This window comes from Methanopyrus kandleri AV19 (assembly GCF_000007185.1).
GTDB classification, from domain to species: domain Archaea; phylum JAADCQ01; class Methanopyri; order Methanopyrales; family Methanopyraceae; genus Methanopyrus; species Methanopyrus kandleri.
Map to the genome: position 1 here is coordinate 1,421,429 of NC_003551.1, position 21,408 is coordinate 1,442,836.

19 protein-coding genes and 2 pseudogenes are annotated in these 21,408 nt (G+C 63.3%); 5 read left to right on the forward strand and 16 right to left on the reverse strand.

Annotated elements, in window-relative coordinates; translation table 11 throughout:
• From MK_RS07470 to MK_RS07490, 5 genes are read right to left on the reverse strand one after another with little or no spacing between them, the layout of a single operon-like run.
• Nucleotides 1–579, reverse strand: coding sequence for a hypothetical protein (locus tag MK_RS07470; protein ID WP_011019764.1), 579 nt, complete (start codon nt 577–579; stop codon nt 1–3).
• Nucleotides 576–1,274, reverse strand: a complete 699-nt coding sequence (gene ribB / locus MK_RS07475; protein ID WP_226988633.1) for a 3,4-dihydroxy-2-butanone-4-phosphate synthase — start codon at nt 1,272–1,274, stop codon at nt 576–578. Before ribB ends, MK_RS07470 begins: the two co-directional genes overlap by 4 nt.
• On the reverse strand, nt 1,226–1,651 hold the full coding sequence (locus tag MK_RS07480; protein ID WP_158295984.1) for a DUF120 domain-containing protein: 426 nt from the start codon (nt 1,649–1,651) through the stop codon (nt 1,226–1,228). The genes ribB and MK_RS07480 overlap by 49 nt, the downstream gene beginning before the upstream one ends.
• The gene (locus tag MK_RS07485) at nt 1,638–2,513 is read right to left on the reverse strand and encodes an RIO1 family regulatory kinase/ATPase (RefSeq protein WP_011019767.1); all 876 of its coding nucleotides are present in this window, start codon (nt 2,511–2,513) and stop codon (nt 1,638–1,640) included. The genes MK_RS07480 and MK_RS07485 overlap by 14 nt, the downstream gene beginning before the upstream one ends.
• Before the next feature lie 59 nt (nt 2,514–2,572).
• Nucleotides 2,573–3,757, reverse strand: coding sequence for a nicotinate phosphoribosyltransferase (locus MK_RS07490; RefSeq protein WP_011019768.1), 1,185 nt, complete (start codon nt 3,755–3,757; stop codon nt 2,573–2,575).
• A 224-nt stretch (nt 3,758–3,981) separates the two neighbouring features.
• Here MK_RS07490 and MK_RS07495 point away from each other — a divergent pair, with 224 nt between their 5' ends.
• Nucleotides 3,982–4,347, forward strand: a complete 366-nt coding sequence (locus tag MK_RS07495; protein ID WP_011019769.1) for a putative zinc-binding protein — start codon at nt 3,982–3,984, stop codon at nt 4,345–4,347.
• 449 nt (nt 4,348–4,796) lie between these two features.
• On the opposite strand, the gene MK_RS07500 is transcribed toward MK_RS07495, so the two are convergent.
• From MK_RS07500 to MK_RS07545, 10 genes are all read right to left on the reverse strand, one after another.
• Nucleotides 4,797–5,543 (reverse strand): hypothetical protein, encoded by a 747-nt coding sequence (locus MK_RS07500; protein ID WP_011019770.1) that lies wholly within the window; start codon nt 5,541–5,543, stop codon nt 4,797–4,799.
• Entirely contained in the window at nt 5,540–6,808 is a 1,269-nt protein-coding gene (locus MK_RS07505; RefSeq protein WP_011019771.1) for a DEAD/DEAH box helicase family protein, read from the reverse strand. Before MK_RS07505 ends, MK_RS07500 begins: the two co-directional genes overlap by 4 nt.
• Nucleotides 6,805–7,881 (reverse strand): GTP-binding protein, encoded by a 1,077-nt coding sequence (locus MK_RS07510; protein WP_011019772.1) that lies wholly within the window; start codon nt 7,879–7,881, stop codon nt 6,805–6,807. Before MK_RS07510 ends, MK_RS07505 begins: the two co-directional genes overlap by 4 nt.
• 46 nt (nt 7,882–7,927) lie before the next feature.
• Nucleotides 7,928–13,756, reverse strand: coding sequence for a cobaltochelatase subunit CobN (locus tag MK_RS07515; RefSeq protein ID WP_011019773.1), 5,829 nt, complete (start codon nt 13,754–13,756; stop codon nt 7,928–7,930).
• Nucleotides 13,757–13,769: 13 nt separating this feature from the next.
• Nucleotides 13,770–15,146, reverse strand: a complete 1,377-nt coding sequence (locus tag MK_RS07520) for a prenyltransferase/squalene oxidase repeat-containing protein (RefSeq protein WP_011019774.1) — start codon at nt 15,144–15,146, stop codon at nt 13,770–13,772.
• 52 nt (nt 15,147–15,198) lie between these two features.
• Nucleotides 15,199–16,182, reverse strand: a complete 984-nt coding sequence (locus MK_RS07525; RefSeq protein WP_158295986.1) for a permease — start codon at nt 16,180–16,182, stop codon at nt 15,199–15,201.
• Between the two features lie 110 nt (nt 16,183–16,292).
• The gene (locus MK_RS07530; RefSeq protein ID WP_011019776.1) at nt 16,293–17,501 is read right to left on the reverse strand and encodes a 3-dehydroquinate synthase II; all 1,209 of its coding nucleotides are present in this window, start codon (nt 17,499–17,501) and stop codon (nt 16,293–16,295) included.
• A 6-nt stretch (nt 17,502–17,507) separates the two neighbouring features.
• A complete protein-coding gene (locus MK_RS07535; RefSeq protein WP_011019777.1) occupies nt 17,508–18,320 on the reverse strand; it encodes a 2-amino-3,7-dideoxy-D-threo-hept-6-ulosonate synthase in 813 nt (270 codons plus the stop codon).
• Nucleotides 18,321–18,326: 6 nt separating this feature from the next.
• A complete protein-coding gene (locus MK_RS07540) occupies nt 18,327–18,644 on the reverse strand; it encodes a DUF977 family protein (RefSeq protein ID WP_011019778.1) in 318 nt (105 codons plus the stop codon).
• A 46-nt stretch (nt 18,645–18,690) separates the two neighbouring features.
• Nucleotides 18,691–19,668 (reverse strand): ornithine cyclodeaminase family protein, encoded by a 978-nt coding sequence (locus MK_RS07545; protein ID WP_011019779.1) that lies wholly within the window; start codon nt 19,666–19,668, stop codon nt 18,691–18,693.
• Nucleotides 19,669–19,878: 210 nt separating this feature from the next.
• Between MK_RS07545 and MK_RS09475 the strand changes: the two are divergent.
• The 4 genes and pseudogenes from MK_RS09475 to MK_RS07560 all read left to right on the forward strand — a co-directional run.
• Nucleotides 19,879–19,995 (forward strand): annotated as a pseudogene (locus MK_RS09475) (ion channel); the annotation flags it as partial.
• 108 nt (nt 19,996–20,103) lie between these two features.
• Nucleotides 20,104–20,202: pseudogene (locus MK_RS09480) on the forward strand (NAD-binding protein); the annotation flags it as partial.
• Nucleotides 20,203–20,224: 22 nt separating this feature from the next.
• The gene (locus MK_RS09335) at nt 20,225–20,629 is read left to right on the forward strand and encodes an NAD(P)-binding protein (RefSeq protein ID WP_264370759.1); all 405 of its coding nucleotides are present in this window, start codon (nt 20,225–20,227) and stop codon (nt 20,627–20,629) included.
• The gene (locus tag MK_RS07560) at nt 20,548–20,877 is read left to right on the forward strand and encodes a transcription repressor NadR (RefSeq protein ID WP_148679807.1); all 330 of its coding nucleotides are present in this window, start codon (nt 20,548–20,550) and stop codon (nt 20,875–20,877) included. The genes MK_RS09335 and MK_RS07560 overlap by 82 nt, the downstream gene beginning before the upstream one ends.
• Here the strand turns inward: MK_RS07560 and MK_RS07565 are convergent.
• Nucleotides 20,874–21,383 carry a hypothetical protein gene (locus MK_RS07565; protein ID WP_011019781.1) on the reverse strand — a complete coding sequence of 170 codons (510 nt, stop codon included), beginning with the start codon at nt 21,381–21,383 and terminating at the stop codon, nt 20,874–20,876. The two genes, MK_RS07560 and MK_RS07565, sit on opposite strands and share 4 nt — an antisense overlap.
• Between the last annotated feature and the right edge of the window lie 25 nt (nt 21,384–21,408).

Here is a 21,408-nt window from a genome sequence, read left to right on the forward strand (position 1 = left end):
TCAGTCCCCCTCCTTTACTTGCTTCCACAGCTTCCTTACCCTCTCAACTTCTTCCTCCTTAGGCTCCGTCTTTCTGAGCTTACGCTCGACTTTCGGAGGTTTCCGTGTTTTCTTGGCTTTCCGTGCCTTAGCCTTCATCGACCGCTGAGAGAGCCGTCGTTCGAACTTCACCAACCCGTAGCCCATCATGACGGCCATGATCGCCAATCCGACCGCGGTCGCCAGCGCGTAGTACCTCAGTTCACGCAACGACCGGGTCAGTCCCTGCAACCCCGCCTTCCGGGTGCGCTTCTTTTCGGGTTTTTTTCTTCTCTTCTCTTTTTTCTTCTTAGCTTCCCCGGCTTTCTTCCCAGACTCGACCTTCTGCGCCTTGCCGGCCGTGGACACCGGCTGAGGTTGTGAAACCCCGGCGTGACCTCCTCCACCGGTCGCCGTCGTCGTCCCACCGGGTGCCGGCTGGGACGGTTGGACGGCGGGAGTCGCTTGTCCGGTCCCCGTCGTGGTACCTCCCTCCTGAGCGGCGACCGGAGCCGCCAGGAGGGACGCCACCACCAACACAGTGACGATGTAGCGGATCACCTCTCGCCCCCCTTCCACGCCTTCAGGATGTCCTCGCCGGTCAGGAACGGAGCACCACGCTCTCTCGCGACGCGCTCGGCTTCTTCACGTGGGAGCGCTCCTCCACCCGGCTCCAGCATCTCGCATATGACCGCTACCTTTGGCTCCAAGCCGACGAGTTCGAGTAACGTCGCGGTGAGCTCGGTGTGTCCCCGGCGTTCCTCCAGCAGTCCGTCGAAGGGGCGCAGCAGGTGCACGTGCCCCGGCGATCTGAACTCCTCACCGAACTCACGTACGGGATCTTCATGGTTGCGGGTGAAGAACTCCGCCAGTTTCCGTACAGTTAAGGCACGATCCTCGTCGGTGACCCCGGTGAAGGTGTCTCGGTGGTTCACGGTGATCGAGAACGTGGAGCGCTCGTCGTACGGTATATCGTCGGGCCACGTGGCGCGCAGTAGGGGATGATCGGCACGTTCGTAGACGTCTACCAGGAAGGGTAAGCGTATCTCCCGGGCATGCTCCGGATGTATTACCACGCAGATCAATCCACCCGCGGTCCTCCGGAGTTCCGCGACGTGATCCGGCGTGACTTCAGGTGCCCAAAACACCATATCGGTTTCACCTTCACGATCCTCTGAATCGAAAATGAACACGGGTTCTCCACGTCTCAACGCCCGCCGGACGGTCCGCAGGTCAACCTCCTCGCTAGCTTCCAAGTCGACGGTCCCCACACCTCGATCTTTACCATATCGCCATGGATTACGTTGAGCTCACGTCGTAACTCCGTCTCGGATATCAGCTCCACCTGATCCCGGTGCTCCGTGAGGTCCGGAAAGACCAGCCACGCGGGCCTTCCGTTCACCAAGCAAGGATAAAGCCAAGCTCCTCCGTACTCGCCGTGAGGCTCTATTCGGTACCCGTATGAAGACGCGAGCTCACGGAGCGATTCACGCTCCTCGCGCTCTACACGGACGTTGAACGTCCCCGGGAACGGTCGCGCCCCGATCACACGTTCGATTTCCCTCCGGTAATAAGGAATACTGACGTAGCGACGGCCTTCACCCAGTCCCTCCACATATTCACCTACGGCCACGATCGGTCCCGTAAACACCTCGCCTCACCCTCTCTACGACCTCGTCTACGTCCGCCGACACCCCGTACTTCCGCTCGAAGAACGATACGAGGTTCTTCACGTCCCGCCGGAGTGTCTCAAACGCCCCCGGCTCCTTCACTTTCACAGCTTCGGACAGGTCGATGATATACGGTACACCGTCGTCGCCCACGAGGACGTTGAACGCGCTCAGATCGCCGTGAACCAGCTCGGCATCCACGGCCAACCGCACGACCTGGTCCAGCAGATCCTCTAACACCGATCCCGGGTCGTCCAGATCCGGCGCTCGGTAGAGGGGTTCGCCCGGAATGTACTCCATCACGATGAGGCCCGGACGGGCATCGTAGGGCTTCGGTACCCTCACACCCGCCTCGTACGCGCGTCGCAGCCTGGAGAACTCCCTCAGGGCCGCATCCCCGCGCTCGATCCGTCGTACCTCACCGTCCTCTAACCTGTAAACCCGCTCCTCGTGCCGTTCCTCGTACCCGGTGTGCGCGCGATACACCTTCAGGGCTACCTTCTCCCCGTCACGTTCCGCCAACAGGACATCCGCCTCCTTTCCGGTCATGATCGTCCCGAGAATGCGATCAACTCCGGCGTACTCCGCCAGAGGGTCAGGCTCCGGGATCTCACGTTCCTCGGACTCTGACACCTTGAAGAGCGCATCTTCGACGGCCTCCAGGGTTTCGTCAGAGATCCTCCCTTTCTCCCGCTGTATCCGCAACGCTTCCAGGAACCGCTCCGCGTCTTCCGGATCTACCTCCGTCTCCTCCAGCGCCCTCAGGAACGGCTCAGGATCGTCTTTCTGCACCGTTTCTAACAGTGCACGTCCCAGTTGCTCCAACTCCGAGGCCCCCGGTGGTCCCTGGAATCCCGACACCGGAGCCACGAGGGAACGGGGCCTTACTCCGTCAGGTCGAGGCCCTCGAGCTCCCCGACAGTCTCCAGCACATGCCTCCGAGCCTCCTTGGGAGACTTCGGTTCCCGGACTACCTCACCCTCCTCCACGAACTTCCGCAGCAGCGGCTCGCGTTCCGACCCACATTCCGGACAGGGACTCGGCTCCTTACCCCGAGGGAGCACGACGTCGTCCAGACAGTTCGGGCACCTCCAGACTTGTTTCGCTCCGGAGAGCTTCCCCCGCTTCGACCTCGGTTCACCTTCGATCTCCACCAGGTCCATCGCGAAGTCCACCGCCGGTGCGTCCGAGATCGCCGTGCCCACGCCGAACGCGTCGGCTCCCACCTCCGCGAGCCGTCGGATCTCGCCCTCGTCCAACCCTCCGGACACCATGATCTTGACGTGCTCGTACCCTCGGAGGTCCAGCTCCCATCTGACTTCACGTACGATCTCCGCCATGTCGCCCCGGCGCGAGGACGGTGTGTCGAGCCTCACCCCGTCCAGCCTCTCCCTCAGCTCTTCGGCCGCCATCAGCGCCTCCTCCACCTCGTCGTACATCGTGTCCACGAGAGCTATCCTGGGGACGTCCTCCGGCACGTGCTCGTCGAACGCTCGCCAGGCCTTCCGCTGGTCCCCGAACACCAGGACGAACGCGTGCGGCATGGTGCCCACGGGCCGCTCCCCGATCAGCTCCGCCCCCTTGATCCCGGAGACCCCGTCGCACCCGCCCACGTACGCCGCCCTGTCCACCATCGGGGCGATCGCCGGGTGTTGCCGACGGATTCCGAAGCTGTACACCGGCTTACCGCCGGCCGCGACCTTGCACCTCGCAGCTTTCGTGGCGATCCCGGTGGCCTTAGCCAGGCACCCGATCAGCGCCGTCTCGAGCTCGCAGAACTCGACGTAAGGCCCCTCAATCCTCATCACCGGCTGCCCGGGTCGGAACACCTCACCTTCGTCCATCGCGTACACCGTAACGTCCCGACCTTCGAGCAACGCTAGCGCCTCTTCGACGCCGCACAGGACACCCCACTCCCAACCCTCCGGTAACGACCGCGTGGAGATCTCGGCGACCACCTCGGTGTCGGCGAGGCCTTCTTCCTCCAGTACCTTTCTGATCCTCCTGAAGTACACATCCGCGGTCTCACCGCGTCTTATCTCGTCCTCCGTGGCCACGTGAAGGCGCACTCACACGCACCCCCGCGGGGCATCCCCGCGAGAATCGAAAGCTTTATCCTCACACCGTCGGTCCGGTCGGGGCGAACTGGGCGGAAAGGAGCCGAGAGCGCGTGCCTCCCGTAGCTAGGCGACCCACGACACGGGCTTATCGAGGGGCGACCGGAGCGCCGAGACCCTTACTCCGACCTCAACACCCACGCAGTCCGAGGCGAACCGCGACGGGGGTGGTGACGATGTCGCGAAAGGCCCTGATGCCTTGCACCGGTATGTCACCGAACGGGTTCGTTTCGCGGGTGGTGGTTGCGGAGCTGTCCGAGGAGGAAGGGATACCGTCGATCTGCCCACCTGCTACCGCCGCCGGTAAGGAGAAGTTCCTCGAGCTCCTGAAGCGCGTCGAGGTACTGGCGGTCGCGGGCTGTGACTACAACTGTCCCGCAAGGATACTGCGGGAGAAGGCGGGGAAGGAACCCTCCGAGACCGTATTCGTCTCGGACGTCTCTGAGGAGACCGGTGTGGACGCTGACAGTCTCTACGAGCTCACGGAGGCGAACAGGGAGCTCGTTAAGGAGGTTAAGAGAAGGGTTAAGGAGCTCCTCTGATAGTTCCTTCCGCCCCCTCGACGCCCCACGCCTAGTCCGATCTCTCCGGGGCGACAGGACCGTCGGATCGTCGAAGTACGTGGGGTCGAGGAGCCGTTCCCCAGACCGCCGTTGACGCGACGGTGTTCGGTGTTCTCAATCACCGGTCGGGTTTCCCTGCCCTCGCCGTAATCCATTCGAATATTTTTATATGACAAAGTAGCATCGAAACGGAGATTGTTATTCACCTGATAAGGGGGAAACTAAAACCACAACCTCCGCTGAACTGGTGACCGAAGAGCCTACTCGCCGTTATCGGGCCGGAGGCTTACCCGGAGGACGCGGAGGAGTTCGGCGTGTGGGACGGTGGTCCGGTGGTCGCCGGACGGGAGTGGGAGTGCCGCGCGAGGACGTGACGAGCGACGCGAGTATGTCGGAGCGCGAGCGGGCACCTGTAGAGTCCGCCCTTCCTAACGTACCGCTATCTGCCCGTTCATCCAGTTAACCAGCTCCTTCCGCTCATCCTCGCTCAGTTCTTCGAACTTCTTGACCTCGACGTCCTCGAGCTCTTCCAGCGGTACCTCAGACTTCGAACCCAGGTCGTAGACGCGTACTTCGGGGTCTAACTCGTCCTTGAAGGTCTCCACGAAGTTCTCGTAGATCTCCATCGCGTGATCCGGGTAGTTCTGAGCCACACGGACGACGGTTCCGGCCCCCAACAGGACCGTGAACGGGTACTCGTCCCCCTCGGATCTCACCGCCCGGCCCGCCACGATCGCCAGGTCGTAAAGGACGCTCTCCAGGGCTTCCAACCTCAGGGCGTCGAGGGGGTTGTCGTCGAAAACGTCCTTCGGCTCCAGTCGGATCTTATGTAGCATTATCGGAACGATGATGGACCGCTGCGCCGCGTAGTTGGACAGGTACGTTCGGCACACCACCATGGCCTCAAGCCCGTGCACGTCGGCGCCGACGAGTCCCTTGATGATCTCGGCTACACCTATCCCTCCACCCTGCCCCGCGAACTGCTGCAGATCCTCGACGCTCCGGATCCGCTCGGCGTCTCGAAGGGCCTGATGGAGGTTGTGGACGAAGGAACGGGCCCTATCCAGGACGAGAACCCTACGGTTTCTGGTGTCCAGGGCCCGGAGCAGTCTCCCGAGTTCCCACGCGTCGTCCGACTTTATGTACAAGGGCAGTAGGTAGAAGACAGCCCTCACACTCCCACACCCCGGCGGTCCAGCTCGCTCAGGGTGGGCCGGTTCTCGGCCACGAGGTACGCCACCGGGAGCTCGAAGTACTCGGGGCCCATGAGCAGCTTCAGCAGCTGCTCCAGGTTCTTCACGACTGGCGCGAACGTCAGGATCGGCCGCCCGCGACGCGGACTCTTCACTACCACCCACTCCCTGATCCCGGCTTCCTCCGACCTCTCGATCAGCTCGTTCAGCAGCGACAGGTTCTTCTTGGCGTCGAGGTAGTCGGCCCTGCACTCCCTCTCGACGAGCTCTCGGAGTTCCTCTATCCAGTCCTCGAGCTCGTACGTCAACCGGTCGTAGACCTCTCGGAACTTGGTCTTCTCCTCCAGCGCCTTCTTCACCTTCCGGACGTCGCGGTTCCAGTCCACGACACTCCACATGTGAGACTGGTCCAGGGCCAGGTCCTTCAACTCATCCATCAGCGTGCGTGAGCCGACTCTCACGTACCCCCTGATCTCCACTATGAGCGCTCCAGGGAGCACGTGGGCGTCGTCCAGGACCACGAGCGAGCCCTCCAGCGCTTCTTCCCAGTCCTCTTCAGACACGAACGGTTCCTTACCCAACGCCTCACGTGCACAACGGTGCGACGCGTACAGGAACGGGGCCGACAGCAGCTTCTTGAAGGAGAGACAGACGATCCTGGCCGGCTCACGTAACTGACGGATGATCTCGCAGTTCCCACAGGAGTCCCAGGGAGCGAACCCCTTGATGAACGGGTTCTCCCTGTACAGGGCCCTGCGGACCTTCTCCCGTAGCTCCTCGTCCTCCAGCGGTTTCAGCAGCGGACCCTCTTTCCGGTAAAACCACGGGTAACACTTCGGTTCGTCCTGCGCCGAGCCCGCGTGTGCCATGACCTCGAAGAGCTCCTCCTGTTCCAACTCTCCGAGGAGCTCCGGCAGCTTAACCTGACACGGTTCGTCGTAATCCTCCACCCTGCGCCACAGATCGACGCTGAGCTCCCACTCCTTGAACTTCTTGTACTCCCGCTCCGCTAGGTCCGGTGACGGGACGGAGTAGAACACCCTTTCCCGGTACTCCCTGGCTATCCTCCGCAATAACCAGGTTTTACCCGACCCGGGCCGCGTGGTGAGCACGGCCACGCTGTCGCACTCGGCCAGCTGATCGCGGATTTCTTCCAACATCTCGTACTGCGACTTCCTCAGGTCGTACTTCTCCTCGACGGCGTCCAGAGCTTCGAACAGGACTTCCTTGTCTTCCCCGCAGCTCAACGCGCCACCCCCTCGACGACACCGAGCACCGCCGGCTCGTTGCCCACGGTCACCAGGAACCGGTCGCCGGGCTCCACCACCACCTCACGGTCCAGCTCCAGGACGACGTGCGCCACGTTGTGGCCCTCGGCGTAGGGTCGCAGCACTTCCGTCCCGGCGTCCGTCTCGACCTCCGCGAACCTGACATTCGCGGCCGCGGAGAGCACGTGCACCTTCCCCATCGTCCCGGGCCGGACCTTAGCGCCGATCGAGAGAACTTCCGCCTCGATCCGGTCGGCGGTCGACAACCCCTCCCCGAGGCACATCCCGCGCGTGATCGAGCCCTTCACCCTCAGCCTGGCCCGGAACGGAACCCCCGGCCCGGATCCGTCCGTCGATTCCACCTCCAACACCTCCGCGCTCCGTCCACCCGGCTGGACTTCGACCCGCCCTTCCTCCAGCGTACCCCGATCCACGATCCCGAACACGTCCACGGTCGTCTCGTCCACCCTCCTCGTGGACTCCACCGGCGCCCGCAGCGGGTCCATCTCGGACGGTCGAGGTGGCTCCTCCAGCTCGGCCAGCGCGTCGAGCAGCTCTTCCGCCCCTTCCCCCGTCTTCGCGGACACCGGAACGGGTTCCACGACGGCTTCCACACCGAGCAGCTCCAGAAGATCCATCACCTCATCCGCGACCTCGGCCGCCCGATCGCGGCTTACCAGGTCCACCTTGCTCACGACGGGTAGTACTCTCGCCCCGTAGAACGAGACCACGAGCGCGTGGTCGATCGTTCCTGGACACGGTCCCTCGTCGGCCGCGACCACCAGGATCGCGTAATCCGCGCTCCAGGCGGACGCCAGCATGTTGCGGATGTAGTCACGATGACCCGGTACGTCCACGAACGAGACCGTGGTATCGCCGAGCTCCAGGAACGCGCGTGCGGGCTCTATCGTGACCCCCATCTCCCGCTCGTGGGGTAGCCTGTCCAACCACTCACCGGTCAGCGCCTTCACGAGCGTGGTCTTTCCGTGGTTGAAATGTCCGCAGACTACCACGTTGACGACACTCACGCCGCCACCCTCCAGTCGCTCCACTCGCCCTTGAGCCTCCGGGCGGTTAATCCCGCGAATCGCCTTTTATTTACCACCCCCGAGGGCCCGGCTCGTAGCGCCGCGCCCACCACACGGCCAGAAAGCAGCCCGTGAGCAACGCCAGGACCAGCAACCACCTCGGGAAGTAGGAGACCGGGGCCGCCCGGTACTCCTGCGCCAGCACCCGTCCGGTCCTCGCGGCGGTCGACCCGGCATCCTTCTCTGCACCTCCGGTGACCTTGCCCGCGACACCTATCAAAGACACTCCCGTAGGTTTCGCCGACCTCGGGCCGACCACCGCTCCCGTTACCGCCGCGACATGCGATACTGTGACCGTGATCCGGGCGACCGCCGGGACCCTCGGCGCCACACGGACGGTCGGTCCGAACGTCGGACGCGCCGTCGGAACGGTTGGAGGTACCGCGGTGGCCGTTTCGATCGCCTCCGTCGCCATCCGTTCGACGACCTGAGTCTGGAAGGCGCATAGTTCGGGGCAGCAGCAGGCTACGGAGGTGATCCAGGATAACACCTCGCGCGGGTAGGGGACGCCCAGGTCGGTCGAGATCCTGGCGAGCGAGAACGCGGCCGAGGCCAGGGCCGTCGGCACCGACGCCAACCAGTCCGCGTTAGCGCCTACCGCCGACCAGACGGCCGGGAGCACGGCCGCGAGGTCGCGCCGTCCGATCGCGACGTACCCGAGGGTCGCGAAGCGCTTGAGCGAGCGCAGCAAGTACAACGCGCCCGAGACCCCGAACCGGCGGAGCCCGGCGATGAAGCTCCTGTTGTACAACGTCCTAAGCAGGCTCCGCACGAGGTACGCCCGGGTCGAGACCAACGGGCCCGAACCGCGCTCGATCTCCCGTAGCGTCTCCTTCAGGCCGCTCGCCGCGCGGAGGAGAGTCTCCTTCCACCCGACGAGCCTCGCGAGCCGACCGGCGCTTTTGGCCACGTTCCAGCCCGGTTTGAAGGCGCCGAGATCAACCTTCGAGACGTCGAGCGTCCATCCCCTGATGGAATTCTCCCGCAGTAGGTAGTCTAGGAGTGCCCTCGCCGACGCCTCGAGGTCCACGGTGCAGCCGCAGCAGAAGAGGTTCGAGTAGTCGTCGTACGAGTCGAACACCTGTAGGACCGCGTCCGAGGTGACGACCGCCAGGGCCAGTGCGAGCGGGCAGTGTAAGAACGGTTGCCGCGTCCCCACGAGCTCCGACCGCACGTACGGGAGGACCGTGTACGAGAACCCGACGAGCGCCCGGAGCCCCAGGGACTCCACGCTGTCGCCCGTGTACATGCCGGCCTCGATCATTGGGAGTACCGGCGCGATGAACTCGCCCGGACACTGCGTGAAGACCGCGACGCCCGCCATCACCGCGACGTTCTCCCGCGTCAGCCCCCCGAGGAGCCAGTCGGGGAGCCTCTCTTCCAACGCCTCCCGGAGGACCAGATACGTGACGGCCCAATGGAGAAACGGGGCGTTCCGGGACGGCGGAATCCACAGGCCGGTACCGACGGCCACCGACCACAGGAGCTCCGCCAGGTTCCACCCGACCAGGTCTCGAAGACCCACGACGACGTAGTCGTTCAGTTCCTTCAGTCCCTCGTGCAGCTCACGGAGCGTCCCCAGCGGGTCACGCTCCAGCCTCGTCAGAGCGTCGTCGAGGAGCCTCCGGAGGACTCCCGGAACGCACCCTTGATCCCGGAGTCTCTCCTCCGCCTCCTTCAACGACCTCTTGAGCGCCTCGAGCACGTCCCTGAGGGCGTCCCACCGACCCGTACCGTGAGGCCTCGCGGTCGGTGAGAGGTACGAGCGCTCGCCCAGTGCCAGGGCGATCCAAGGCTCCGCCGCGACCACATCCAGCATACGACACACGTTGATCAGCGAGAGCGCGGACGGGCTGATCCCCTGGAACGTAGCCCCCGACACCAGCAAGAGGACGTCTTTACGGACCCTGGGCAGGTCGAGCACCTCGACCCCCACGATCCGGACCGTCCGGAGGTCGAACGTCAACTCGCCCACGACGACTACCCTCTCCCCGACGCGCAGGTTCACCGGGTACCGGAACGCGACCGTGATGCTCGCGCTCGGGTCGTACTCGGACCGGAGGACTACGGTGTGATCGTCCAGGATCCGCGCCACGATCCCGCTCACGCACGCGCTCGTACCTCCGCACACAGTGGGCATGGCGACGAGGTCGGCCACGTCCACGACGTCCTCCTCACTGTACGATATCACGAGGTCCGAGCACAACAGGCGCACGTTCTCGGCTTCGAAGTCAGGAATTCCGAGCACGACGAGCTCTTGACCGACGCTCACCCGGGTCCCTTCCGGGAGTACTACCTCCACGTGGGCCGTCCCGTCGTCCACGACGACCGTGGGCCTATTACCGAGGTACCGGACCTCCGTGATCCGACCGCGGATCAGGAGGGTCTGGACTGGCACGTTCGGGTGTCGGACGTGCACGAGCGGCAGCTCCCAGGGAAGGACACCGATCACCTCGCCGGTGAGGTTCGTTCCGTACGAGGCCCGACCGGTCGTCGTGGGAACGTAGCTCCGGAAGGAAGTCTTCACCGGCACGTACCCGAGCAGTTCCAGTGCCAGCGCGTACTGGAGGCCGCCCGTGGCCAGGTCGGTCGGACCCATCACCGTCATCACGCGGTCTTCCGCGTGCCGGTACAGCTCGGTCGCGATCACCGACGACACGGACACGGCGACCTCGTCCGGGAACCTCCGCACGTCGTAGGCGCAGGTGTTCCTCCCGGTCGGGGCGACGTAGACGTACCGGAGCGGGGAGCCACCGAACCCCGGGCGCACGTACTCCGCGCGCAGCGCCCTGAGGAGGTTCTCGATCTCGTACCGGGCGCTGAGCAGGAACCGCTCGAGCACCTCGCGGGCCAGGCGCGAGATCCGGTCACCCTGTCTCCCCGTCCATACGGCCTCCCAGTCGACGTCCACCTCCTCCCACAGCGCCCGTCGTAGTGCGAACTCGACCATGCACTCGAGTGACTTAAACGGGTCCTCGGGGTCGATCGAGGGCAGACCGTACACGTGTAATCCGCACATCCCCGACTCCTCCTCGACCTCCCGTAAGTACTCGTACAACAGCTCCGCACACCGGTCGAAGTTCCGCTCGAACTTCTCCCATTCGTCGGTCACCACCAGGTACACGCCGGTCTCGCGGACGAGCTCGAGGATCGCGTCTCGGAGTGCGGGGGATCGTGACTGGAGGTACTTCTCAAGCGCCTCGATCAATCGCTCTACCTCAGGATCGAACTGGACCTCGTTCCTGGGCGCTGGGAAGTGACCGAGGACGATCGCGCCGAGCCGACGCCTGGCCGTGACGCAACCGGTCGGATCCCCCACGTGGTACAGGCAGACTATCGGCGTCCCGTTCGCCAGGACGATCGGAAACTCCCAGCCGAGGGGGAGGATGGGTTTCATGGGCGTCCACTCGAGTCGACCCCTACCACCTACGCGGACCACCGCGTCCGCGTCGAACTTCCGCGTGAGGTAGTACCAGAACGCCAGATAGAGATGCGTGGGTGGGAGGACACTCGCCCGGAGCTCGGTCTCGGATTTCATCCGCAACAGGGGCGGTTCCGGGAGTACGATAACGTTTCCGAATTTCATTCCCGGTATCGGGAACGCGCGAGTCCCGTCCACGGTCCTCAGGAACGGGGACTCCTCGGGCGGACCCCACCCGAAGAGTCCACCCAACTCGTCCAACCGACCCCTCCACTCCTCCCACAACCCGTCCAACTCGCGCAGGACGGGCTCCTTATCCACCCGCTCGCCCCGGGACACCCGCACCAACAGGTCCGTCACCCTCGCGAAGACCTCCCGTAACTTCCTCACCAGGGCCTCCCGGGTCGCGTCGTCGAGGTTCATCAGGTGTAAGCACGAGATCACGGTATCCATCAGTGCCTCCATCCTTACCCGGAGGAACTCGAGGTAGCGTTTGTCGGGAGGTAATTCTTCGGGGTTGGCCCGCTCGACGAGGTATCGGAGGTACCCGAGTATCCCCCGTTCTACGTACAATCGCGTGGGTTCGGGGAGGGAGCGGTACCACTCGAGGTACTCGTCGAGGGTGACCTTGTCGAGGAGTAGCAACTCGACCTCGTGCGCCCGACCACCCGCCCGCTCGACGAACCGGTTCAAACCAGTCTTGAGCGGTGGCGTTCTCACGTACGGACCCACGTGATAGGCCCTGAACAGGTATTCGCGCCAGAACCGGTCCGAAAGCTCAAGCAGTACGTTCAGGGCCTCGCGGAAGATCTCAATCGCCTGCCGGAAATTACCTCGCTCGAGAAGTTCCCACGCCTCTCGGTCCAACTCGATGACCCGGCGCAGCACCTCGTCCCACGGTGTGTGGACCGAGTACCCGTCCTCGCGCAACCAAGCCAGAAGGTGTAACACGCTCGCGGGCACGTCCAGCTGGTCCGCCACCGCCACGAAGTCCCGGCCGGACGTGTCGACCCCGTACACGAGGGCCACTCTCTTCTCACGGTTCGGAGCCTCCCGCAACCGGCGCAGCTTCTCGACCAGGCGGACGACGGCATCGATCGTCTCCTCGATCGGTTTGCCTCTGACCACCAGGACGCCACCGGGGACGTGTCGGGCGAGCCCCGGTGGTAGCCTGACGACGCGCGACGTCCCGACGAGGAACAGACCTAGGAAGCCGAGGTTCTCGGGTGCGATCACGTTGAACACCATGTAATGGTCGGCGGCGCGTTCGGACATGTACAGGCATTCCCACTGCAACCTCGTCATGCCCATGTGGTTGCTGTCCAGCCCGATCACCGGGACGTTCAACCGTTCGAACAGTCTCACGAGCCGGCTGTCGGGGCCATAGTACCGCATCATGCTGTGGTTGACGGCCCACATGATGCAGACGGTGTGTTCCTCTTTGACCAGCGGTTCCAAGGCCCCGAGGAAGTCTTCGGGCAGCATGTACAGAGCGTCGTAGTGCAGGGCGATGGGTACCACGTTGTACCCGCGCTCGTGGAGCTTCTCCGCCAGCACGCGCAGCCAATCGAGGTAGCCGAGGTACCGACCCAGGAGGTTGGATGAGTCGAAGACGATGAACACCGTCGGGGCTCCAGGGGTGTAGAAACCTCTCGACTCACCCAGTCTCCGGTAGCGGTCGAAGATCTCGCGGAGCCTGGGAAGGACCTCGCCGCGGATAAGCTCCACGAACCACCGCGGGTACACGGTGATCCCGTGGTAGCTGGACAGTACCTCGCCGTGTGGGAACTCGCGCTGGTACCTCAGGATCACGATCGGGTCGACGGGACGATCGTAGGAGACCACGGTATCGGTGAGCGGGTCGTACAGGGATAGCAGACCGTCGAGGTAGAATGCCCGGGGCGGCTCTCCACCACCTACGTACCTGAAGAACTGGACGAGGTTACGCTCGGAGAGCGTGGTTAGGAATAGATAGAGGGGAACCTCGGCACCTCCGACGTTCATCACCCGATCCGCCAGTGGTACCATCTCGGCCTTGGTCGAACCGGTCGGGATGTTGATGCCGTTCTGATACACGTAGAAGGGGACACCGCGCGACAGAGCCTCGGCGAGAGCCGCGTACTCCGGCGCCGAGTACGGGTCCAGCGAGGTCAGTCCCGACGAGCGATACAGCACCACGGCCGAGGCATTCCGGATGCGCTCGCAGGTCTCCTTCCTCACCTCCTCGAGGTTCGCACCGACGATGAGGGAGTCGTACGAACGCGAGTCGATGACGAAGAAGTCCACCCCGGACTTCGATAACGGTTCGATGAACTGGCCGGCGTAACGGGATATCACCACTATCTCACCGCAGGAAACCGGTGCGAACGACGTCAAGGCTGGGAGTAATAATGAGAGAACTAGAAGGGGACGTGGCACCGGAGGAACCCCCTCAGCGGCGTCGGGTCAGGAGCGACGCCGCGAGCGCCAGTGCCACGACTGCCGGAGTCACCGGGAAGATCTTCCGCTTCTTCACTACGCCCTTGCCGACGCCCAGCTTCTCGGCCAGCGCGAAAGCCGCCAGCGCGTACGAGGTCGCCAGTGTCTGGCTCCGGTAGCGCAGCTCCGGGCTCCAGACGCTCCGGATGAAGTACCAGTAGAACGGTAGCCTCAGGCGTTTGGCCTCCAGGTACTGACCGTGCAGTACCTCCAGCGCCTTCACGATCGCCTCATGGTTCGGGTCGATGAGACCCAACTTCGCGCACCTGAGCAGCGCGACCAGCGCGGAGGCCGTGCTACCGTAGTCCGGCGGGTACTCGCTCAGCGATCCGCGGCCCCACATGCCCGTCTCCGGGTCCCGGAGCGAGAGCAGGTAGTCGATCGCTTTCTTGAGCGCGTTCTTCACGCGCTCGACCAGGTCCTTCAGCTCGTCCTCCTTGCCCGCCCGCTGCACGGCCTCGAGCCAGTCGCAGAGGGCGATCATGGCACGACAGTGTCCGGTCGTGTACAGCGGGTACGGACAACCCGTGTCCCGCGGGTCGGTGTAGAAGTTGCCCTTCTCGTCCTGGTTGTTCAGGAACCACTCAACGACCTTCAGGATCAGCTCGTCGTCCGGAGACGTTCCGGCCGCCAGCAGCATCCGGAGGCAGTACGAGGTCACGTCCGTGATACCGTGAGCACCACCCGGACGGTCCGGGTAGTCGATCCAGCAGTAGCCCTTGTCCTCCTTCTGCAGGTTCGGACCCTCACGGAGCCAGTTGATCACCTTCTCGAGGAACGGCTTGTACTCGTTCCACTTGTCGTCCGGGACGATGCCCGCCTGTCTAGCTCGGAAAAACGGCAGCGCGAACTTTGCCGTCAGCCCGGCGCTCGGGATCTCCTTACCGTCCTTGATCCTGGCCCAATAAGCCCACTCTCCGTTGGGGTCCTCCTTACGCTGGTACTTACCCTTCACGTTCCACATGTACTGGAGCGCCTTCAGGACCATGTCCTTGTCGACGGGGTACCCTACCTCGACCGCCGTCAGCAGGGTGTCCATGACCACGTATGTGTGCAGGTTCGGCAGGCAGTAGTACGTAACGTCCGACTTGTACGACATCGGGAACGCGCCGACGTCCTCCGGCTTTACCTCGTAGGTCGCCTTTTGTCCACTGCGGTCCTTGTACTCGATCACCTTGCCCACGTCCTCCTCGGTGTACTGCTGCGACTTCAGCCAGTCGTGGGCGGCCCTGGCGCACTCCTGGATCTGCTCGGCCGTGATGGCAGATCCCGGGGCGGTCGAGAGGGCCACGGTGACAAGGGCGAGTACTAACGGTCTGAGAATTCCCATGTAGTATTACCCTCACTCGCTCCCATGTTATTACCAAATAAATTTTATCGACTTATGTCCTATCTCGTACTAATCTCCATATGATACCCGCTGTCATAAGTAATAGTAATATCGCCGCGGAAACAGCGCCGAGACTCGGATGGCAGGACGCCTCGAAGATACCGGTAGAGACGACCGGCACCCCGATGGTATCCGCGGCGTACCCGGCCGCGACCGCGCAGAGGGTGATTCCGACCAAGTAAGCCGCGACGATCCTTCCTCCCAGGAACCGTAGGATAACGGATAGCGTGGCTACGTTGGTCCCGGGTCCGGCCACGGTGAACGTCAGCATCGAACCTACGGAGGCTCCTTTCGCCACCAGTGCGGCGGCTATGGGGATCGCGGCGACCGAACACACGTAGAGCGGTAGACTTATCAGAGCGGCGAGGACGGGCCCGAGGAAACCTTCGAGGTATCGTACCGCCGGACTCGGCACCCATAGCTCCAGTAGGACGGAGGCCGCCAATCCTATCAGAAGCCACGGCCCTACGGTGCCCGATAGCTCCAGAAGCTCACGTGGGAAGTCCTTGAAGGAACGTCCCCGATAGCACGGTCCGTGTTCTCCGCACGATGGGAGTTCTTCCGTCTCCTCGCTTCGATCCTTCAGAGTGAGCTCGGCCAGATAACCGACTATCACGGCCGCGACTACCGCGGTCAGCACCTTGGCCGCCGTGAAGTACGGTCCGAGCAGCGCGTAGGCCAGCAGTAGGGAGTTCACGTCGGTTTGCGGGGTAGCCACGATGAAGGCGATGACGGGGCCTACACCGGCCCCACGGTTCTTGGCTGCTATCGCGAGCGGGAGCACCGAACACGAGCAGAGGGGGAGTGGAACTCCGAGGAGCGTCGCGATTATGCAAGCCTTGAGGCCACCACGCAGATGACGGGCGAGGTAGCGTTCGGGGACCATCGATTGCAGTGCGGCCCCTAACACGAGACCGATGAGTAGGTACGGAGAAATCTCCGTCAAAAGGCCCACGAACGCTCCGAGAGGATCCAAGCGCCGTCCCCCCGACAGTCGGTGGTTCCGAAGCGTACATACAAGGTGGGGGCCGGTGTGGAATTCGTTACGATAATTGTAACAATAGCGAAAAGCGGGGAAGGAGGAAGCTACTTCTCCACGATGGTTTCCTCCACCTCCATCCCGAAGTGACGGCCCTTACCTTCCTCGGTCTCCACGTACGCGAGCACCTTGTCACCCGGCTTGAGGTCGACCACGGACACCGGCTCACCGTCCTCGCGTACCAGGTGAATGGTCTCGGCGTTCTGAACTATGGTCTGAATCTCCACACCTTCGTACTCCGCGCGGATGAGCATCAGCGGTCTCCGTTCGATCTTCAGTCGGCCCACCACCGCGGCCCTCGTACGTCCTTCCGTGTCGACTATCAGGACCTCATCGCCGGGTCTCAGCTCGGCCAGGTACTTCGTCTTCCCACCGGGCACGCGGATGTAGGCGTGGACCGGACCGGCGTTCACCCGGAAGGGTCGCGGCTCGACGTACGGGTTCTCGAGGCTCTCGCTATGAATGAGGAACATCCCGCGGGAGGTCGATCCTACGAGCATTCCCTCGCCCTCGGACATGAGCGAGCAGGTGTCCACGCAGACCCTGTCGCCCTTACCTATCGGTTTGACTTCCTTCACCTCGACCGCGACGAGCTCGAATCGCTCGGCTGCGGCCCGCTCCGCGATCTCCGCGGTCTTCTTGATCTCGGACGGATCGATACGCTCCGCGTCGAGCAGGACGCCGTCCGAACCCACCTCGAGCGTCTCGAAGGCTATACGTGCCTCCTCGGCGTCCCGAGCTCCGGCGATGAGCTGCGTCTTCTCACCCTGAAGTTCCGCGATGAGGTTCTCCAGTGGGATGATCTTCCAGTCACGGCCGATCGCGATCACGTAGTCGGGACCCACGTTCTTCGCGATCTCCGCGGCGAAGCGCTCGTAAGGCTTGTCCAGGATCTCGACGTACTCGGCGACCTCGAACCCGCGATCCCGCGCCTTCTCGATGAGCGCGGCGTCGATAGACTCGGATATGTCGTCCGGCAGGTCGATAGAACCGTCTCCCTCGCCACCCTTGCCCACGATCACCACGTCGGCGTCGATGGCGTCCAGCTCCTCAAGGGCTAGGTCGGGAGAGCCCGGAGACTCCGGCATCAGCGGCACCGCGACCTTAACGTTCCCGAGCTCCTTCACGCGCTCTACGTCCTCGGGTAGGCAAACTATCACGTCGACACCGGCTTCGATCGATTCCGTGACGTAGGGCTTCTTCTCGTTCCACTCGCCCTCGAACGCCACCGAGACCCAGACCTGCTTGGGCCGCATCTCGACTTACACCCGCTCCAGCTCCTTCATCGCTTCCTCCACTTCCGCGTCTTCATGTATGATCCTCGCGATGGCACGGGTCATTGCCTCACGCATGCGTGGGGACTTGTGCGCGAAGATATTACGACCGATGGCAGCACCGGCCGCTCCCGCCTCGATGGCGCCCTTAACCATCTCGAGGACTTCCTTTGGTGTCTCCGCCTTCGGACCTCCCGCGATCACCACCGGCACCGGACAACCCTTCACGACCTCACGGAAGGAGTCCGGGTCGCCCGTGTAGTTGGTCTTTACGATGTCCGCACCGAGCTCGGCGCCTACCCTGGCGGCGTGCTTGACGTACTCTACGTCGAACTCGTCCTCGACCTTCGGACCTCGCGGGTACATCATCGCGACCAGGGGCATACCCCAATCCGAGCACCGGGCGGCGATCTCACCCAGCTTCTTGAGCATTTGAGGCTCGTCCTCCGCACCCACGTTCACGTGCACGCTGACGGCGTCCGCACCGAGCCTTATGGCTTCCTCTACCCGGGACACCAGGACCTTGTTGTTCGGGTCGGGTCCCAACTCGGTGCTGGCGGATAGGTGGATGATCAGACCGACGTCCCGTCCGTAACCCCGATGACCCGCTCTGACCATACCCTTGTGGAGGAGGACGGCGTTAGCCCCACCTCGAGCCACGGCGTCGACGGTCTCCTCTAGATCCTCGAGACCCGTGATCGGACCCAGGGTCACCCCGTGGTCCATCGGTACGATCAGGGTGCGTCCGGTCTCGCGGTTCATTATCCGCTCCATCCGGATCTGCTTACCGATATGCACCAATCCGGATCACCCCTCCTCGAGCTTCCGGGCCAGGGACTGGTAGCGTTTGGAAATGTCCTCGAACTCCCGATTGAGCTCGGACAAACGTCGGGATATCTTCGAGATGCGCGCGGGAGCGTCCTCGGTGAGCACGGCCCCCTTCTTCGAGGGGCGTATGATCCCTCCCTCCTCCAACACGCGGAGCGAGTACCTGACCTTATGCCACTCCATCCCGGTCACATCCGAGATCCGACCGATCCCGATGGGTTGATGCTCGGCCACGACCTCCAGGACTTGGACGTGCCGGCGCAGGGTTTCCAGCGCCTCCCTGAGCGACCGCAGCACCCGCGGACCATCCCCTGCTCTGGGCTGTCAAGTGTCACGATTGTGACTACTTAAAATTTCCCGTCGGCAATTCGAACGGCTTTACCTCCACCCCCGCGTCGGTCTTCTTGGCACGCTCGTACGCCAACGCCCCGACGGCCACGTCGAGAATGGCGATTCCGGTCGAATCGAACACGGTCAACTCCGAGGAATCGACCTCGGTCTCTCCCCTCACCACATCCGAGAGTTCGATGAGTTCCTCCGGGTTCAGCTCGCCCCGCTCCACGGGTTGGCTCACGTCTCCCGATTCGACGCACTGCTCGCGGTCGTCGACCACGACCACCGCGCGCTTCAACAGCTCGGTCTTCACCTCCTGCTTCTCCGGAGCGTCCGCACCGATAGCGTTCACGTGGACGTCCTCCGGAACGTCCTCAGAGCCTAGGTAGGGCTCGGTGGCGGGGGTGCATGTGCAGACGACGTCGACGTCCAGCCCCGAGAAGTCCAAATTGTCGAGTACCTTGGCGTCGACACCGAGGTCTCGCTCGACCCATTCGGCGAGCCTTCGAGCCGCCTCACGTGCCTGGTCGTACACGAACACTGCCTCAAGGTCGAAGACCTCCGCATGCGTGAGGAGCTGGTACCTCCCTTGTACTCCCGCACCGACGATTCCGACCGTCCGCACGTCTTCGGCTAGGTACTTCGATGCTACCGCCCCGGCCGCTCCCGTCCTCAGCGATGTGATCTCCGTCGCGCTGACCAGACAAAGTGGCCTCCCCGTTTCCGGCTCGATCAAGCACATGACCGCCATGACCGTGGGTAAGCCGCGATCGGGATTGTCGGGATGTGAGTTGACGATTTTGACGCCTGCCACACCCAGCTCTGACAGATAAGCGGGCATCACTCTGAAGTCGCCGCCTTCCAGCGGTACGATAGTCTTCGGTGGCATCTCGCACTCGGGCTTGATCCGAAACGTCTCCTCGACACGTTCGACGACTTCTCTCACGTCGAGAAGCGCTCTGACGTGATCTTCCGAAAGGAACAGCATGGTAGCCCCGGTAACGTAAAGACTCGATCATGCCTGGAAATCGTTTTCCGGAGTGCTTTGCTCGAAAGTTCGCGGTGGTTCGGGGATAGCGCTCCATCAGGTTGTCCGACGGCGTCACCGGGCTGCGGTGGCTGGTCCTGTACGTGCATTGATGTAGTCGCGATCAGCACCCTCGTTTAACCACTAGTAGAGGGGTAGTCACTACTCGACTCCCTGTATTTCACGATCACCGTGATGAGCTCAGGCTACGGGACCCTCGTTCCCCGCACGGAGGCCGGTAAACTGTGGACGATGACGGTCACACTGTTGGGCGCCGGCGCCATGTGATGGCTCGTCCTCGCCGCGGTCGAAATCGGTGTGAGAGGCGGACTTCGCGAGTTCCTATACGATATCGACCAAAGGAGGTGGTTACGGGCCGTGAGGGATCACGTCGTAGTGTGCGGGTTCGGACGCGTAGGGGCCCAGGCTGCCGGGCGGCTCCGCGCCCACGGGTTCGATGTAGTCGTGGTCGACACCAGCAAGGAGCGCGTGGAACGGGCGAGGCGTGAGGGGTTCGGTGTTCCCTACGGTCGAGGGGAACCTCACCGACCGTCGGACGCTGGAGCGTGCGGGTGTGGACAGGGCCAGGTTCGTGGTGGTTTGTACGGACTCGGACGAGACCAACGTGTACGTGACGCTGTTGGTCCGCAAGCTCAACCCCGACGCCCGGGTGATCGCTGTGGCCCGGGACCCGGAGAACGCCGATCTCCTCCCACATGCGGGGGCCGATGAGGTGGTCGACGCCTACCGGGTCGCGGGCGAGGAGGCCGTGGAACGTGTGCTGGCCGAACACTCGTTCACTGTGACTGTCAGGCACGATCTCGATGAGGTGGAGAAGGAGTGGCGCACGATCGCGTCGAGAACGGCGGTACGATCTTGGACGTACGTTTCCACGTCCCCGAGTCACCGGAGGAACCCATAGTGAAGGAGCTTCCGGTAGAGTCGCCCGAGGATCTCCAGCGTCGGAAGGAGTTACTAGGAACCTCGGAGGAGTTCAGGTCGATGGCGGAGGCCCTTCACGAGCTGTGTCGAGGGGCACATTCACACAGGGTGTTCGTCGCGGACCCGAGCGATAAAGAGAGGATCGTGAAGGAACTCGAGAAGCTGGGCTTCCTGATCGGCGTCGACCTGTCCCACGAGGAGGTATTGGACCGGACCTTTCGGAACTAAACCGGCGGTGCCAGCGCCAGTTCCCGTCTCTTCTTGAACACACCCAGGAGTTCGAAGATGACGACACCGAGCGTCGTCGCCAAGCCCACACCGGACACCAAAAAACCCGCAGGTCCCGCCTCTGAGGATCGTGCGATCGGTGCGAGCGACCACGAGATCCCCTTCGGGCCCAGAAGCACGTAGGCCTCCAGTCCGTACGACTTCAGCGAGAAGGGGAACATCGCGGGAACACCGGTCCCCGCCCCTTTCATCCCGGCTAAAGCGTCACAAAGTAGGTGAAACGTGTACAGGGCCAGAACGAGCCCCGTCCTCAGCCCGGCCGCGTACGCGGTGGCTACACCCGCCAGCAACGCGACGGGTGAGTGGAGTATCCACCGATACCGAAGGAGGTGATCGAGGTCGATCGCCACGTTTATTCCAAAGGCGTACATCAAGGACGTGCGGACGGGGTACCCGGCCGCCCGTGCCAGTGCGTACGAAGCCGCCACATGGAACACGGGGTCCAAGGGAACTCCCCCGAGGGGTTCGTGA

What these genes read in the sequence shown, in the direction of transcription:
- MK_RS07495 (WP_011019769.1), top strand. Translation starts at nt 3,982, where the DNA reads ATGTCGCGAAAGGCCCTGATGCCTTGCACCGGTATGTCACCGAACGGG.
- MK_RS07520 (WP_011019774.1), bottom strand. Translation starts at nt 15,146, where the DNA reads ATGGGAATTCTCAGACCGTTAGTACTCGCCCTTGTCACCGTGGCCCTC.
- MK_RS07530 (WP_011019776.1), bottom strand. Translation starts at nt 17,501, where the DNA reads ATGCGGCCCAAGCAGGTCTGGGTCTCGGTGGCGTTCGAGGGCGAGTGG.
- MK_RS07545 (WP_011019779.1), bottom strand. Translation starts at nt 19,668, where the DNA reads ATGCTGTTCCTTTCGGAAGATCACGTCAGAGCGCTTCTCGACGTGAGA.